The sequence below is a fragment of the Mycobacterium sp. MMS18-G62 genome (genome assembly GCF_053877835.1).
In genome coordinates this window covers 4,935,090-4,949,770 of sequence record NZ_CM132662.1, presented here as the reverse complement: position 1 = coordinate 4,949,770, position 14,681 = coordinate 4,935,090, and the positions used below count along the sequence as shown (strand labels likewise).

The following is a 14,681-nucleotide window of genomic DNA, read 5'->3' as shown; positions in this document are numbered from 1 at the left end:
CTGCGGGAATTGCTCGAAATGTGCTATACGACAAGCGGTTTGAAGCTACTTGACGTCTGTGTGGCACGGCATCAGCGCGCGGGTGGTCCCGGTTTGGCATTGGCGGCGTCGCGGCGGCGGGCGGCCATGCCGGCGAGCGCCTCGAACACGACGCGGTGCGCGGCGTTGACGGTCAGCTCGGCGTGGTCGTAGGCGGGGGCCACCTCGACCACGTCGACACCGGCGACGTCGTGTTCGTAGCAGAGCTGACGCACCATCCGCAGCAAGTCGGCGCTGGTGATGCCACCGGGCTCGGGAGTGCCGGTGCCCGGTGCGTGTGCGGGGTCGAGCACGTCGATGTCGACCGATACGTACAACTTGTCGGCCTTGGCCAGCGCCTCGCCGACCGCGTCGCGCATCACGTCTTTGAAGCCGCGCTCCCAGATTTCCTGCATGGTGTGCCAGGTCATGCCCTGCTCGAGCATCCACTCGAAGGTGTCCTGCGGCGGCCAGTAACCGCGAAGGCCGACCTGCACGAAATGCGTGCCCGGGACCGCACCCGATTCGATGAGCCTGCGCATCGGTGTGCCGTGGCTGGCAAGGTTGCCCTCGATCTCATCTGCGGTGTCGGCGTGCGCGTCGAAATGGACGATGCCGACGTTGCCGTAACCGTGCACATCGGCCACCGCGGTCGCCGCGGGCCAGGTGATCGAGTGATCACCGCCAAGGATGACGGGCACGATGCCGCGCGACGCGATCGCATGCACACGCTCGCGAATGTTGGTGTGCGAGACCTCTGTCTGGCCGTGCGGGCAGTAGGCGTCGCCGAAGTCCACGACCTCGATCCAGTCGAAGATCTCCAGGCCGAGGTCCATGTGGTAGGTGCCGGGTTCGTAGGCGGTGGCCCGGATGGCGCGCGGCCCGAACCGTGCCCCAGGCCGGTTGGTCGTCGAAATGTCGAACGGCGCACCGACGATTGCCACATCCGGCCGCCACGATTCGAGTTGGTCGACCTCGGTCAGAAACGGCCGGTGCCCGAAGGAGGCCATGCCGGCGTGGGCGAGCCCGAGCTGCTCGGCCATACCAGGCGGAAGGTCTCGCTGATGGTCATGATCGTGGCCCATCCGACGACCGTACCGCCAGGCGGGCCAGCATGTAGCAGCGCCGGCTGCCGAACTCGATGTCGGCGATCGGTTCGCGGTCCAGCCGCGCCTGGATGCGAAATCCGTTGGTAACCAAGTCCCGCTCCATCACGTCGGGGTCGAGGAAGTAGCCGTCCATTTCGACCCGGTGACCGAGGAAGGACTGCAGATGATTGACATCACCCGGCGCGAAACCGGGCCCGTCAACGTGAAAGGAAAGCAGCAACAGACCGTCGGGCCGCAGCGTCCTGGCGAACTCGGAGAGCGCGCGCAAACGATCGGTGGGATCAAAATGGATGATCGAATAGATCGCGACCGCACCCGCCCATGCGTCGTCGGGATAGGGAAGGTCGAGCATCGACGCGACGACGAACGACAGCTCGGGATGGTGCCGGCGGGCGACGGCGATCATCTCCTGTGATAGATCGAGCCCTACTACGTCGGTGCGTTTGTCGGCCAGGAACCGAGTGATATGGCCTGGGCCGCAACCGATGTCAGCGATGGGTCCTGGTGGTGTCATCTCGCAGAACGCGGTTAACAGCCCGCGCTCCAACGGTTTATGGTCGAGCTCGTGTGAGAACTGGGTGGCGTACGTCGCAGCCACGGCGTCATAGCCGGACCGGACCCGGTCCTCGCTCATGTGGCTGGCGCCGCCAGCGCATCGCGTAGGTCATCTGGAATCGGGCGCTTGGCCCAGTCGTCGGTGGAGACCACCACATACACGTTGCGGCCGCGCACAGCCGCCTGCTCCTCGGTGTTCGCGTTGCGCCGCAGCACAACGAACGCGAGTGTGAAGCTCGTCGACCCGATCCGTTCGCACTGCACAGCCACGCGCACTGTGTCGCGCCACCGCACCGGCGCCAGATAGTCGATCTCGCTGTGGACCACCTGCACGTCGTGTCCGGTCGCGATCAGGCCCGGATTCGTCACGCCCACATGGTCGAGGAACCCCGTACACGCCTCGTCGAACCAGGTGAGGTAGTGGCCATTGAACACCACGCCCTGCTGATCGACCTCCGCGTAGCGCGGCACGACCGGCAGCGAAAACGCGTCCACGGCACCACAGTAATGTCCGGCGTGTGTCTGACATCGCGGGGCAGACTGGATGTGTGCAGCTGGTATCGATCGATGACATCCGCGCGGCCGCAGAGCTGATCCGCCCGTACGTCCTGCGCACGCCGCTCGTCCCTGCCGGGTGGGCCGACGACGACCGTCCGCTGTGGATCAAACCCGAGAACCTGCAGACGGTCGGCGCGTTCAAGGTACGTGGTGCCTTCAACGCGATCGGTCACCTTGACGAATCGGTCCGGACGCGGGGCGTGGTGGCCTACTCGAGCGGAAACCACGCCCAGGCGGTGGCGTACGCCGCGGCGGTGTACGCGATACCGGCGCACATCGTCATGCCGCAGGAGACACCGCACGTCAAGGTTGAGGCGACTCGGCGCCACGGCGCCGAGGTGGTGTTATGCGGGCCCGGCCAGCGGGAGAAGGTGGCCGCAGAAGTGCTGGAGCAGACCGGCGGCGTGCTCGTGCCGCCGTTCGACCACCCCGACGTCATCGCCGGACAGGGGACGATCGGCCTGGAGATTGTCGAAGATCTGCCCGCGGTCGAAAACGTCCTCGTCCCGGTCAGCGGTGGCGGACTGGCATCCGGCATCGGCACGGCGATCAAGGCACTGTGCCCGAACGCGCAGGTTTTCGGCGTCGAGCCCGAACTGGCCGCGGACACTGCGGAGGCGCTTCGGTTGGGTCATCGGGTGGACTGGTCTATCGAGGACCGCAACCGCACGATCGCCGATGGGTTGCGCTCGCAGCCATCGGAGCTGACGTTTGCTCACCTGCAGAAGGTTTTGGACGGCGTCATCACCGTGTCGGAGAACGAGATTCGGGCCGCGGTGCGCGAGCTGGCCAACAAGAGTCATCTGGTCAGCGAACCCAGCGGTGCGGTCGCACTGGCCGCCTACCGCAAGGGCGCGACGCCACCGGGCCGCACGGTGATGATCCTGTCGGGCGGCAACATCGAACCTCTACTGCTGCAAGAGATCCTGGGGGAGTAGGGCAGTCCAGGATACCGGGATGACCAACGGCACTGACACCGTGCACTTCTCGTGCATCGAATGCAGCCACGCATCCTGCTCGGCGGCGGCCTTGAGAAAACGACGCTTGCCCGCCCATCCGCATGAGCAGACGGCGGTCGAACGCGCGAATCCGTAGTCGTGCACGGCGACAATCCCGTGGGCGACTACGTCTGGCCACGGAAGTATCCCGGTGTCGATAGGTGCCGCGAGGGTCATCCGTTAGCCTCCTACGTCGACCCGACCTCGTTGTCATGTCAGACGCTCGTGCAAGCGATCCGGTTCCGTTCCGGTTCCATACTGACCGCGATTCACGCCAAATTCGGTTGCGACCAGGTCACGACTTGGCCACGCCGATCGCCCTTCCGGCGCAAGGCATGTCGCGATGCACAACCAATTCAGCAAAGGGCCGTTGTGGAGTCGACACCTGCATGCCGGACTTATTACGTTGCACCGCAAAGGATTCCAAATAGAGCGACCGCGGATGGAAATGGAATGCGTCTTGGTGGTGGTGGCGGCGAGATTGACCCAAGCGTCAAAGGTGGTGGCGCAACCGACCGCTGACGCTGCCGCTACCAGGCGAAGTTCCCCGTTCGCTGTCGAAAATTGCTTCGGCAAAGGTGCTGGCGCCCTGTTTGCAGGACTTTAATGCGGCACAGCACATTTCACATCGCTTATGTCGGCCATGACCCGAATGCCCGGTGAGCTGGAGGGGCCGCGTGCAGGTAGTGTCACCCGGATAGGTGGACGTCCGAAAGGGTGTGAGTGGACGCCGTACTGGGCTTATCGGTGACGCCGTCCGCCGTCGGCCTTGTCCTTGTCGAGGGACAGGACGCCGACGGCGCCACTATGGACCGCGACGCATTTGACGTTGGGTCCAGCCGGTCGAGGGGGCGATCGAGCCCTCTGAAGACTTCCGAGCAGGCCGCGGCCGCTGTGTTGCGCAGTGAAGCGATCGCCGCGACACGGGGCCACCGTCTGCATTCCATCGGCGTGACCTGGAGTGACGACGCGGACGCCGAGGCTTCGCTGCTGCTGAAGTCGCTGAGCGACTCAGGGTTCGACAACGTCGTGCCGGTCCGAATGCCCGAGGCCACCGAGGCGCTGGCGCGGGGTATCGCCGACGTCATCGGCTACCACACCACCGCGGTCTGCGTGATCGAGCCCGAAACGGTGATCGTGCTGATCGTCCATTCGCGCGACCGTGCGGTGCAGACGGCGATGAACCACACCATCGTCACCGAAGAGGACCTGATCCGCTGGCTGAGCAGGGTGTTCACCCGCGCCGACTGGCAGCCCGAGGCCTTGGTGGTCGTCGGATCGGGCGGTGACGACGAGATCATGCCGATCCTCGAAGACGCTCTTTCCGTGCCGGTCTTTGCACCCGCCGAAGCCCAGCTGGCACTCGCCCGCGGCGCGGCGCTGGCGTCGGCGCAGAGCAGCGAATCGGTGTTCACAGAAGAAGCCGACGATTGGGAAGACCGCCGCAAGAACAGCCGCCGGCGCGCGCCGCTGTCACAGTCGGGCCCGCTGGTCCTGCTGGTCGCCGGTGTGCTGACCTTCGTGACCTCAGTTTCTGTCGCGGTCAGCCTGCAGCTCGCGCCGAAGAGAGAAGCTCCGGCCGCGGAGCCGCGCCCGGCGGCGAAGACGACGTCTGAGACACCCGCCGCGGCCACTCAGATTCCATCGGTGCTTGCGCCGCCGGCGGCGACTCCGCGGGTCCCGGTGACCGAGGCGCCGCCGCCCGTCGTGGCGCCCCCGCCGGTTTACAGTGAGCCGCCGGGCGGCCTTCCGGAGGCGCCAGTCTCGGACTCCGCCGCCCCTTCTGTCGACGGTGTGCCGGCCGAACCGCCCGCCGCGCCGCCACCGGTGCTGCCGCCGCCGCTTCCGGATCAGGCCGTGCCGCCGGTAGCGCCGGCGCCGGTCGAACGTCCGGGAATCCTGTCACGGATCAGGGACAAGCTTCATGGCGGCAGGGAGGACGAGGTGCAGCAAGCACCAGAGCTCGCGCCGCCGCCTCCCGCCGACGCCCCGGCACCGCCATCTGACGCGCCGCCACTTCTGCCCCCGCCCTGATCACATCTTGTGTGATTGTGCGGCTTACACGTTGCTCGTTGTGAACACGACGCTGGAAACGGCCGCATTCGACGCCGGCTGAAACGTTCTGAGCTGCAGGTTCGACTGCGGACTGTGGCGTGGCTACCGGGGCATGCCGCGGTGAACAACTACGATGGGAGTGTGCTGAACGCCCGACTTCGCCGAATGCAGGCAGTGCCCAAAACCGTTCGACATGTGCTTGCCTTGGTAGGCGTCGCGACGATCGCCATGACGGGATCGGTCGCCACAAGTTCGGCGGGTGTGACCAAACCGACGGATGTCGCGAGCATCCAACCGACGCCCGGGCAGAAAGTCGGTGTCGCATATCCGGTGACGGTCACCTTCGCGCAGTTCGTTACAAACCGGTCTGCCGCCGAGCAGACGATCCACTTCAGTTCACCGGCTACGCCGCAGGGCACCTTTACGTGGCTGAATGATCGTGTCGTGCAATGGAATCCGAATCCAAGTGGATTCTGGCCCGCGCATTCCAGCATCACCGTGACGGCCGGTGGCGCAAAGACGACGTTCGAGACTGGCGCGAAGACGGTGGGCGTCGCCGATATCAGTGCCCATACCTTCACCGTCAGCATGGACGGCCAAACAGTTCGGGAGATGCCCGCGTCGATGGGCAAGCCCAGGCACCCGACCCCGATCGGAACCTTCGCGGCCCTGGAGAAGCAGGCCAGCGTCATCATGGATTCGCGCACGATCGGCATTCCGCTGGATGATCCGGAGGGTTACAAGCTCACGGTCGCCGACGCGGTCCGGGTCACCTGGGGCGGTGTCTACGTCCATTCCGCGCCGTGGTCGGTTGCGTCGCAAGGCAATGCGAATGTCAGCCACGGCTGCATCAACCTCAGCCCAGACAACGCGGACTGGTATTACAACACCGTGAACATCGGCGACCCGATTATCGTTCAGGAGTAGTCGTCAGGCGGCGTGAAGGTTTTTCGCGGTCGGCGAGGTCGCGACGGTCGACGGATCGGGGTAGGTGCCGAGCACCCGATCCGCGGTGCCCGAACTGGTGACCGTGAACCAATAGTGCTCGTTCTTGTAGTGGTGATTGCGGTGGTTACGCCACACTGCCCGATATAGGCGGGTTATCGGCTTGTAGTCGCTGTGGATGAGGTAATGGCTCCACTCATAGGCAATCCCGAGCATGCTGATGAACACGAGGTAGGTCAGCCCCATGCCGAGACGTGGAAACGCCAGCAGCGCAACAGAAATGGTCACCGGGAGCACCCACAACAGGGCCCGCCACGGGATGAAGATGAGTGGAATGTTGCGCGGGTCCATGTGGTGAGCACGATGCTCCCTGGCGAGCAACGGGTCGATAGTCAGCCTGCCGACGTGCTTGGGCCGCCAGTGCAGGATGAACACGTGGATGATCCACTCGAAGAAGGGGAAGAGCGCAACCATCACGAGCGGAACGATCGCGTCGGTGATCTGCCAGTCGCCGATGGCTACGCGCGCAGTCAGCGCCGCAGCCAAGGTGGCACCAATCATCCAGGGGGAGGGGTGGTTCCAGAATTCGCGCCCTGCATCCGACAGCGTGAATCCTCTTCGCGCGGTCGTGCGCGCCGCGGTGGCGGTCATCGTTGCTCCTCGAGGTTGTCGAGCGCTGACAGCAGCGCCGTGGTTGCGGGTTCGAGCAGATCGTGTGCGGCTTGTTTGGCGCGCGGCGGATCGCCGGCCGTTATGGCGTCGGCCAAGTCGCGGTAGGCCTGTGGGCGGCCCACCTCGTCGGCCATCACCGTGGCCAGGGCTGGCAGGGCGGGCTCGTAGGTAGCCCGAAGCGTGTTGTACATCAGCCGAAACGCGATGGAATCGGCGCCGTCGACGACGTGGTCCCAGAACGTCAGCGCGTGGCGCTGCCGTTCGACCGGGTCTTCTTCTTCAGCAAGTCTTTTCAGCACCTCGTCGAGCAGGCCCGACAGCTCTGTGCGTCGGCGCTGTGCGGCGAGCTCGGCGACCTTTGGGCCGTTGTGCAGGCGCGTTTCCAGGATGCTGCGGACAACGGAGAAGTCCAACTCGCCACCGCGGACAAGAAGCCGGGGAAGCAGGTCCAGTCCGGCGTGGCGACGGAAGTCGCGCACGGTGGTGGCATCGCCCTGGCGCACCTCGACCAGACCGGCAGCGGTGAGACGTTTGAGCGCTTCCCGGACCGCGGGGCGCGAAACACCGAGGACTTCGGCGAGCCGGCGCTCACTTGGCAGCGTCTGGCCGGGCTGCATCTCGCCGCTGAGCACCTCGGACACGATCTGCTCGAAGACGTCTTCGGGCACCGATCGGCGGTTCACCGGTTGAAGGGCCATGAACCCAGCCTGCCAGCGAGCTGGCCAGAGGTCAAGTGGTCTGACCAGTTAGACGGATGCCAACTGCGCCTTCATCGCTTCGGCCAGCGCCATCGCGCCCGAAAGAGGCCGAATCATCACCATCAGTTCAGTGATCGCGCCCTGCTCGTCGGTTTGGATGAAGTCACAGCCCTCAACCTGCTTGTCGCCGACCCGGGCCTCGAACACCAGGGCGTGGTCCCGGGCGCCGGCGGTACCGATCTCACGCGTGTAACGGAAGTCTTCGAACACGACGATGACGGCTTCCAGAATCCGTCGCAGGGCTTCAACGCCGTGGTAGGGCTTGAACACTGCTGGGCTGCGGAAGACCACGTCGTCGCGCATCAGGGCCATGGCTGCGTCGAGATCACGCGCTTCGATCGCGCTACGGAACGGGTGCACCACTTGACCACCTCGATACTCAATTTGTTGAATAGGTGTCATTGATACTAAGCCGGACCGGGAGGAGCGTCTAGATGGCGTTGAGGCACGCGGTGCTCGCCGCCTTACTCGAGGGCGACGCTTCGGGTTATCAGCTGGCGAAGCGGTTCGACGTGTCGGTGGCCAACTTCTGGTCGGCGACGCCTCAGCAGCTGTATCGGGAGCTCGACCGCCTCGAGGCCGAGAAGCTCGTCCGGGCGCGACTCGTCCGCCAGCAACGGCGTCCCGACAAGAGGGTGTTCACCCTCACCGATCAGGGCCGCGCGGAGCTTCATCGGTTCACGGGTCTGCCGGCCAAGCCGGTGGCGATGCGCGATGAGCTTCTGGTCAAGCTGCAGGCCGTCGATGTCGGTGACGCCCATGCGGTGACCAAGGACCTGTTGGCACGGCTGGACCGTGCCCACGCAAAGCTCGCCCTCTACGATCGCCTGCTCGACGAGATGCTCGACGGCCGGGAAGCGGACGCCTTTGAACGCGGCTCGGAGCGGATTGGGCCTTATCTGACGTTGATGGGCGGGCGCATGTACGAGCAGACCAACATCCGCTGGTGTACCGCCGCGCTCGAGGTGCTCAGCAGTCGGCTTCGATCCGGAACGTCGCCGTGACGCTGTGATTGGGATTGTCGGCTAAGGCGCCGTCGGCCGAACCGGTGATCGTGTACTTGCCGTCGGCGCTGCCGGTCACGTCCGCCTTGCCGATGTTGTCAATCCAATAGGTCCCGGTGAAGCCCGCCATGTCGCGGAAGTCCACCGACCGCGCGGACAGTTTGTCCCCGGTGTCAATAACGGCGGTGAAACCCTTGTCCTTGCCGGGGGTTTCGATCGTCCAAGCCCACCCGGTTTGCGAACACACCACGTTGTGCGGGTTCCCGGTGTCCTTGCCGTCGATGGTCACCTTCGCAGTGGTACTGCCGAGAGCCGGCGGCTGCGAGGAGCAGCCGGCCAGTCCCGCGACGAGAACGGCCGCGGTCACCGCAATGTGTCGGGTCTCCATGGCGCCGACTCTATTGATGTTGGCGCGTGTGCACGTGCGTTTCAGCGCAGCGCGGCGGCCGTGGCCTCGTCAGCGGGCAGGAACGCCTCGATGCTCAGTTCGGCGGCGGTCAGGTCGAGTGCAGTGCCGAACGTGGTCACGGTGCTCAGGAACGTCAGCAGCTCTCCCTTCGGCCCGTACAGCTCGAGTGGCACCGCGACGCCGCCGAGATTGGCGGTTTCGTCGAAACCGCCCGGGTACGACTCGATTTCGGTCAACAAATCGGACAGCTCTGTCGAGCCGCTGACGGCCGCTTCGCGCCGCAATCGGTCGATCAGATGGTGGCGCCACTGCGCGAGGTTGCAGATGCGTGGTGCCATTCCGTCAGGGTGTACGGCGATGCGCAGCGCGTTCGGCCGCTCGAGGAGGTGCGGTGCCACCCCGTCGAGCAGTACCGCGGCGCCGGCATTGGCCTGAAGGATCTGCCATCCCCGGTCGACCACGACACACGGAAATGGGTTGTATGCGTTGAGAACCCGTTCGACGCCTTCGCGTACCGGGGCCATGTCGGGATCATCGAGGGAGCGTTCGCGGTACACCGGAGCCAACCCCGCAGCCATCAGCAGCTGATTCTGCTCGCGCAGCGGCACATCGAGGACGCCCGCCAGTCGCAACACCATCGCCCGGCTCGGTGTGGATCGCCCCGTCTCGATGAAACTCACATGGCGGGGGGAGACCTCCGCCTCGATCGCCAGATCAAGCTGAGACAGCCGGCGCCGCTGGCGCCACTCCCGCATCAGCAAACCGAATGGCGGGTTCTGTACAGGTGCTGCGGTGGTCACGCGCCCCAGTGTGGCGGAATGTTGGGGGCGAGACCACTACGCCTGAGGTAATTGTGCCCTTTACCCCCGAGGGGCACTGTTGAGTCATGGGCAAGCAAGCAATACCCCGGTGGCTGCGCTTCGTTCTGATTTCCGATCGCACCGGATCCGCCTGGTACGTCGGGACCGGGTTCTTTTTCGCACCGCTGCTCGCCGTGCTCTCGCCGTGGCCGGCGGTCACCGCGGTGCTCTGGATCGTCATCGGCCTCGCCGGGCTCTGGCTCGGCCTGCTCGGCATCGCGATGGCCGCTGGACTGGCGATGGTCCTACGATCCAACGCCGAGATTCCAGAGGATTACTGGCGTTCGATCATCGACTACCCGCATTAGCGAGCGCTGACTTCTGTGCACCTACCCGCGCTGAGCGCGGGAAACAACCCACAAGCGGTTATCCGCGAGCGCTGGCGCCGGTGTAGTCCACCTGCCAGTGCTTGATGCCGTTGAGCCAGCCGGACCGTAGCCGTTCGGGCTTGGAAATCGGGGTGATGTCCGGCATCTGATCTGCGATCGCGTTGAAGATCAGGTCGATCGTCATCCTGGCGAGATTGGCCCCGATGCAGTAGTGGGCACCCGTGCCGCCGAAACCGACGTGCGGGTTGGGATCTCGCAGAATGTTGAATGTGTACGGGTCCTCGAACACCTCTTCGTCGAAGTTGGCCGAGCGATAGAACATCACGACGCGCTCGCCCTTCTTGATCTTCACTCCCGACAGCTCGGTGTCCTCGAGCGCGGTGCGCTGGAACGACGTGACAGGCGTTGCCCAGCGGACGATTTCGTCGGCCGCGGTGGCCGGGCGTTCCTTCTTGAACAGCTCCCACTGATCGCGGAATTCGGTGAACGCCATCATGCCCTGGGTGATCGAGTTGCGCGTCGTCTCGTTACCCGCCACCGCCAGCAGGATGACGAAGAAGCCGAACTCGTCGTCGGAGAGCTTGTGGCCCTCGACGTCGGCCTGCACCAGCTTGGTCACCAGGTCGTCGCCGGGGTTCTTCGACCGTTCGGCGGCCATCTGCATCCCGTACATGATCAGCTCGATCGAGGCCGCCATCGGGTCGTTGGTGGAGAACTCCGGGTCCTGGTCGCCGACCATCTGATTCGACCAGTCGAACAGCTTCTTGCGGTCTTCCTGCGGCACGCCCATCAACCCCGCGATGGCCTGTAGCGGAAGTTCGCACGACACCTGCTCGACGAAATCCCCGGAGCCCTCGGCCGCGGCCGTCTTGACGATGTTCTGCGCGCGCTGGTCGAGCTCCGCACGCAGGCATTCGATGGCCCGAGGGGTGAACGCACGCGAGATGATCTTGCGCAGATGGGTGTGGTGGGGGGCGTCCTGGTTCAGCAGGACCACCTTTCCGCGCTCCAACGACTCGGGGTCGGCGTCCTCGCGGTACCGCGGCAAGGCGGTCTTCGCGTTACTGGAGAACACGTCGCTTCGGCGCGAGATCTCCTTGACGTCCTTGTGCTTGGTCACCACCCAGTAGCCGCCGTCGCGGAATGCGCCCACGCCGGCCGGTTGCTCGTTCCACCAGATCGGCGCGACCTTGCGCATATGCGCTAATTCGTCGACAGGTAGCCGTTCGGCGTAGATATCGGGGTCGGTGAAGTCGAATCCGGGCGGAAGGTTTGGAGTCGGCATCGATGCAATCCTCATATGACGTTGTCTAGTACCGATACGCCATTGCTACACCACTGATGGGGGCCGGTGCGGCGGGTTGCAGAAAGTCCTCGAAAGTCGGAAGTGAAACGTGTTCCGGCCCTCCTCCTTATATTGACCGCTTGGTCACAAGGGGCACAGGTGTAACAATTTTGCTGCCCAGACTGAAGCACCCAATAGCGCCGCGTGATCGCGGTAACCGAAAGGGGCATCGGTGACGATCGACATCGACAAGAAGGCACTGTCCGTGGTGGTTGGCGGGCTGGGGGTCGTGGCGGCATTGATATTCGCCTCGCCCGCCTCGGCCGATACGGTCATCCCACTACCGCCTCCCGCGCCTGCCGATCCGGTGGCTGCCGCTCCATTGGTCCCATTGCCGCCCCCCGCGCCGGCCGACCCGGCCGCTGCTGCCCCGGCCGCTGCCGCCCCGGCGCCGCAGGACACGACGGTCCAGGCCGCGGGCACCGATCCCGCGACGCCGCCGGACGGGGTACCCCACCTGCCGAGCCCCGAGAACCTGCCGCCCGGCACCACCGAGACTCCGGTCGACCCGGCTCAGCCCCGCCTGGGATATCTGCGTGACCTGTGGCATGCGGTGCAGACGCAGGAAGTCAGCGGCAAGGATGCGCTTCTGCTGCTGACGCAGCGGCCCATGAACGCGAATGCGGCGCCGCCGCCCGGCATGCCCGCGAATCCGACGCCGCCGATCCCGCTCGAGGCGGCGCCGACGCCTTAATTCGCGATGCTGTCGGGCAGCGCAGCCGGGCTACCCGATTCGGTGTCCAAGCAGACGTAGCGCGAGCTTCCCTCGGCGACCCGGATGTCACCGACAAACGCGTCGTAATGCACCTGGATCGTGCGCGTCGTGATTCGATCGAGCACGACTGCGACGCCTACCTCGTCGTCGCTGCGCACCGCCGCCAGGTAGCGGACGTGTACCTCCGCGACGGTCAGCCGTCGTGTCGGTCCGAGCGTCGCATCGAGTTGGCCGAATCGGTCACGGCAGCACTCGATGAATGCGGCTTCGAAGAACTCCAGATAGCGGGGATGGCCGAGCATGGTGCTGGCCGCACAGTCTTGCGGGCGTACGCGCTGGCAGTAGACGAATGGCGTTGGCGACGTATCCGTTTGTCGCACGGTCCCGGTCATTGGCCCGGCCCAACAGCCGATCTCTGCCAGGCGCGTCCGATGTCGCGCATCATCAGCGGGTACACAAGCGTGTGGCGGAACGGTGCGATCGCGGCCAGATAGGCATTTCCCAACGCCCCGTTCGGCCGTACGAGGATGGCCAGCTGCCCCCGATAGCCGCCGTGCTCGTCGGGAACCCAGCCGATGTGCATCAGGCCGTGCACGGTCTTGTTGGCGATCTCCAACGCCAGCTCGTCGGCCGTCACGTACAGCGGCGTGAACAAGTGGTCTTCGAAACCCGTTGGTGCTGAAGACAAATCGGCGGGCAGACGATCACGAAGTGTCGCGACGCGCCCGCCGAGGCCGGTTTGGGGTCGGTCCAGGCCCAGCAATCGACCGATGGACCACCGGATCGCGAACAGTCCGCGCACGACGAGGGATGTCTGCGACGGGTCGAACGACGACATGAGCTTCACCAGTTGCGGAAAGTCGTCCTGCCCGCCGGGCGTCGGCAACGCCCACACGTCCAGAAGCCGAAAATCGTTGGCGATCTCATGAATTCGCCACGGTTGCGTCGTGTGTGCGGTCGCGTTGAGTCGTCGTGAACCAAACATACAGAACTGTATGCTTGACGAGGAGATGTCGTCAAGACCACCGGCGGCGTTACGATCGCGATCACACTGTCCAGCACGTCATTGCAGCGAATGGGTGTGGTATGCCGTCTCGAGTCGTCCTGATCACCGGAACGTCATCCCCGCGGGGCATTGGTTATGCCACCGCTCGCCGCCTCGCGGCAGAAGGGCACACCGTGTATGCGACGGTGCGGAACGCGGCGACCGCCGAGAAACTCGCTGCGGATACCGGGAAGGGACGCATCGAGGTTCGACGTCTCGACCTGCTCGACCGACCTGCAATGCGGCCGCTGCTCGACGACATCGTCGAAGCGGAGGGCCGCCTCGACGTGCTTGTGAACAACGCCGGCTACGGGGTGATCGGCGGTGTCGAGCAGGTATCTCTCGATATGGCGCGGACTAGTTTCGAGACGAACGTGTGGGGAACGATGGCGTTGGTGCAGGAGGCGTTGCCGGTCATGCGTCAGCAGGGTCACGGTCATCTGGTACTCGTTTCGTCCTGTTTCGTGGCGGGCCTTCCGGTGATGGGAATGGGCTACTACCTGGCCGCCAAGGCCGCATTGGAGACGCTCTTCTACAGCGTCGCCGTGGAGGCCGCGCCGTTCGGTGTACGCGCCTCGTGCTTTCAGCCCGGCCCGGTGATGACGGAGCTCGAGCGAGTCTGGGGTGACCGCACGCCGGTGGGCGGCGACCCTCGACCCAACCTCACCGACGAGCTCTACGCGTGGGTGGCCGAGTCGGGACCGGCGCCGCAGGAGCCCGACGAGGCCGCGGCGGCGCTGGCCGACGTCATCGCCGCCGATGAACCGGCACCCGCAGTGCAGTCGGGGCCGGCGTCGCAGAAATATGCGGCAGGTGCATTGGCGGATCCCAGTCGTCGCGCCGAGTTCGCCGCGCTACTTGCCGGAGTCGCGGCCGCGCCACGGTGACAAGGAAGGAAACCGCCATGCTCAGCAACCGCCCTATCGCCACCCGGCTCCCGGTGCAGGACATGGAGCGAGCCAGGGCGTTCTACGCCGAGAAGCTCGGCCTGGAACCCAGCGAGGAGAGACCGGGCGGCCTTCTGTACCGGTGCCCGAACGGTGAGTTCGCGTTGTTCCAATCGGCGGGCGCCTCGCCTGGCACGTTCACCCAGATGGGATTCACTGTTCACGATATTGCTGCGACAGTGGCCGAATTACGCAGGCGTGGAGTGGTTTTCGAAGGGGTCGACGTGCCGGGCCTGAAAACCGTTGACGGCATCGCCGAAGTGGCCGGCAACTATCCCAGCAAGGGATCGGGCGAAATGGCCGCCTGGTTCCGCGACAGCGAAGGCAACATGCTGGGCATCGGCCAGCCGATTCCCTGA

Annotated in this window: 20 protein-coding genes; 8 read left to right on the top strand and 12 right to left on the bottom strand. The window is 65.2% G+C overall.

The genetic code is table 11. The features are described 5' to 3' along the window. Positions 1–71: 71 nt before the first annotated feature. Genes speB through ACWW36_RS24605 form a run of 3 tightly spaced genes read right to left on the bottom strand, consistent with a single transcriptional unit; the run spans position 72 to position 2,177 of the window. The gene (gene speB / locus ACWW36_RS24615; protein ID WP_456138556.1) at positions 72–1,103 is read right to left on the bottom strand and encodes an agmatinase; all 1,032 of its coding nucleotides are present in this window, start codon (positions 1,101–1,103) and stop codon (positions 72–74) included. Next, positions 1,087–1,761, bottom strand: a complete 675-nt coding sequence (locus tag ACWW36_RS24610; RefSeq protein WP_456138555.1) for a class I SAM-dependent methyltransferase — start codon at positions 1,759–1,761, stop codon at positions 1,087–1,089. Before ACWW36_RS24610 ends, speB begins: the two co-directional genes overlap by 17 nt. Then, on the bottom strand, positions 1,758–2,177 hold the full coding sequence (locus tag ACWW36_RS24605; protein ID WP_456138554.1) for an acyl-CoA thioesterase: 420 nt from the start codon (positions 2,175–2,177) through the stop codon (positions 1,758–1,760). Before ACWW36_RS24605 ends, ACWW36_RS24610 begins: the two co-directional genes overlap by 4 nt. A gap of 53 nt (positions 2,178–2,230) precedes the next feature. On the opposite strand from ACWW36_RS24605, the gene ACWW36_RS24600 reads away from it, so the two are divergent. Then, positions 2,231–3,178 (top strand): threonine ammonia-lyase, encoded by a 948-nt coding sequence (locus ACWW36_RS24600; protein WP_456142614.1) that lies wholly within the window; start codon positions 2,231–2,233, stop codon positions 3,176–3,178. On the opposite strand, the gene ACWW36_RS24595 is transcribed toward ACWW36_RS24600, so the two are convergent. Beyond that, the gene (locus tag ACWW36_RS24595) at positions 3,149–3,415 is read right to left on the bottom strand and encodes a hypothetical protein (RefSeq protein ID WP_456138553.1); all 267 of its coding nucleotides are present in this window, start codon (positions 3,413–3,415) and stop codon (positions 3,149–3,151) included. The two genes, ACWW36_RS24600 and ACWW36_RS24595, sit on opposite strands and share 30 nt — an antisense overlap. A gap of 546 nt (positions 3,416–3,961) precedes the next feature. Between ACWW36_RS24595 and ACWW36_RS24590 the strand changes: the two genes are divergently transcribed. Then, positions 3,962–5,272 (top strand): DUF7159 family protein, encoded by a 1,311-nt coding sequence (locus tag ACWW36_RS24590; protein WP_456138552.1) that lies wholly within the window; start codon positions 3,962–3,964, stop codon positions 5,270–5,272. A gap of 186 nt (positions 5,273–5,458) precedes the next feature. Next, positions 5,459–6,220 (top strand): L,D-transpeptidase, encoded by a 762-nt coding sequence (locus tag ACWW36_RS24585; RefSeq protein ID WP_456142613.1) that lies wholly within the window; start codon positions 5,459–5,461, stop codon positions 6,218–6,220. Positions 6,221–6,223: 3 nt separating this feature from the next. On the opposite strand, the gene ACWW36_RS24580 is transcribed toward ACWW36_RS24585, so the two are convergent. The 3 genes from ACWW36_RS24580 to ACWW36_RS24570 are packed head-to-tail and all read right to left on the bottom strand — an operon-like array spanning position 6,224 to position 8,070. Further along, complete coding sequence (locus ACWW36_RS24580) at positions 6,224–6,889, bottom strand: sterol desaturase family protein (protein WP_456138551.1); 666 nt, start codon at positions 6,887–6,889, stop codon at positions 6,224–6,226. Beyond that, positions 6,886–7,608 carry a FadR/GntR family transcriptional regulator gene (locus ACWW36_RS24575; protein ID WP_456138550.1) on the bottom strand — a complete coding sequence of 241 codons (723 nt, stop codon included), beginning with the start codon at positions 7,606–7,608 and terminating at the stop codon, positions 6,886–6,888. Before ACWW36_RS24575 ends, ACWW36_RS24580 begins: the two co-directional genes overlap by 4 nt. Before the next feature lie 48 nt (positions 7,609–7,656). Continuing rightward, positions 7,657–8,070 (bottom strand): nuclear transport factor 2 family protein, encoded by a 414-nt coding sequence (locus tag ACWW36_RS24570; protein ID WP_456138549.1) that lies wholly within the window; start codon positions 8,068–8,070, stop codon positions 7,657–7,659. A 32-nt stretch (positions 8,071–8,102) separates the two neighbouring features. On the opposite strand from ACWW36_RS24570, the gene ACWW36_RS24565 reads away from it, so the two are divergent. After that, entirely contained in the window at positions 8,103–8,672 is a 570-nt protein-coding gene (locus tag ACWW36_RS24565) for a PadR family transcriptional regulator (RefSeq protein WP_456138548.1), read from the top strand. On the opposite strand, the gene ACWW36_RS24560 is transcribed toward ACWW36_RS24565, so the two are convergent. Together ACWW36_RS24560 and ACWW36_RS24555 are read right to left on the bottom strand one after the other, a co-directional pair. Next, complete coding sequence (locus ACWW36_RS24560; protein WP_456138547.1) at positions 8,638–9,060, bottom strand: lipoprotein LpqH; 423 nt, start codon at positions 9,058–9,060, stop codon at positions 8,638–8,640. The genes ACWW36_RS24565 and ACWW36_RS24560 overlap by 35 nt on opposite strands. 41 nt (positions 9,061–9,101) lie before the next feature. Next, entirely contained in the window at positions 9,102–9,836 is a 735-nt protein-coding gene (locus tag ACWW36_RS24555) for an MmyB family transcriptional regulator (protein ID WP_456142612.1), read from the bottom strand. 131 nt (positions 9,837–9,967) lie between these two features. Here ACWW36_RS24555 and ACWW36_RS24550 point away from each other — a divergent pair, with 131 nt between their 5' ends. Beyond that, positions 9,968–10,249, top strand: coding sequence for a hypothetical protein (locus tag ACWW36_RS24550; protein WP_456138546.1), 282 nt, complete (start codon positions 9,968–9,970; stop codon positions 10,247–10,249). A gap of 58 nt (positions 10,250–10,307) precedes the next feature. Here ACWW36_RS24550 and ACWW36_RS24545 read toward each other — a convergent pair whose 3' ends face one another. After that, a complete protein-coding gene (locus tag ACWW36_RS24545; protein WP_456138545.1) occupies positions 10,308–11,555 on the bottom strand; it encodes a cytochrome P450 in 1,248 nt (415 codons plus the stop codon). A 232-nt stretch (positions 11,556–11,787) separates the two neighbouring features. Between ACWW36_RS24545 and ACWW36_RS24540 the strand changes: the two genes are divergently transcribed. Further along, complete coding sequence (locus ACWW36_RS24540) at positions 11,788–12,309, top strand: hypothetical protein (protein WP_456138544.1); 522 nt, start codon at positions 11,788–11,790, stop codon at positions 12,307–12,309. Here the strand turns inward: ACWW36_RS24540 and ACWW36_RS24535 are convergent. Beyond that, positions 12,306–12,710, bottom strand: coding sequence for an acyl-CoA thioesterase (locus ACWW36_RS24535; RefSeq protein ID WP_456138543.1), 405 nt, complete (start codon positions 12,708–12,710; stop codon positions 12,306–12,308). The genes ACWW36_RS24540 and ACWW36_RS24535 overlap by 4 nt on opposite strands. A gap of 8 nt (positions 12,711–12,718) precedes the next feature. Next, a complete protein-coding gene (locus ACWW36_RS24530) occupies positions 12,719–13,315 on the bottom strand; it encodes a DUF2867 domain-containing protein (protein WP_456138542.1) in 597 nt (198 codons plus the stop codon). Between the two features lie 101 nt (positions 13,316–13,416). Here ACWW36_RS24530 and ACWW36_RS24525 point away from each other — a divergent pair, with 101 nt between their 5' ends. Continuing rightward, on the top strand, positions 13,417–14,262 hold the full coding sequence (locus ACWW36_RS24525) for an SDR family NAD(P)-dependent oxidoreductase (RefSeq protein ID WP_456138541.1): 846 nt from the start codon (positions 13,417–13,419) through the stop codon (positions 14,260–14,262). Between the two features lie 17 nt (positions 14,263–14,279). Continuing rightward, entirely contained in the window at positions 14,280–14,681 is a 402-nt protein-coding gene (locus ACWW36_RS24520) for a VOC family protein (protein ID WP_456138540.1), read from the top strand.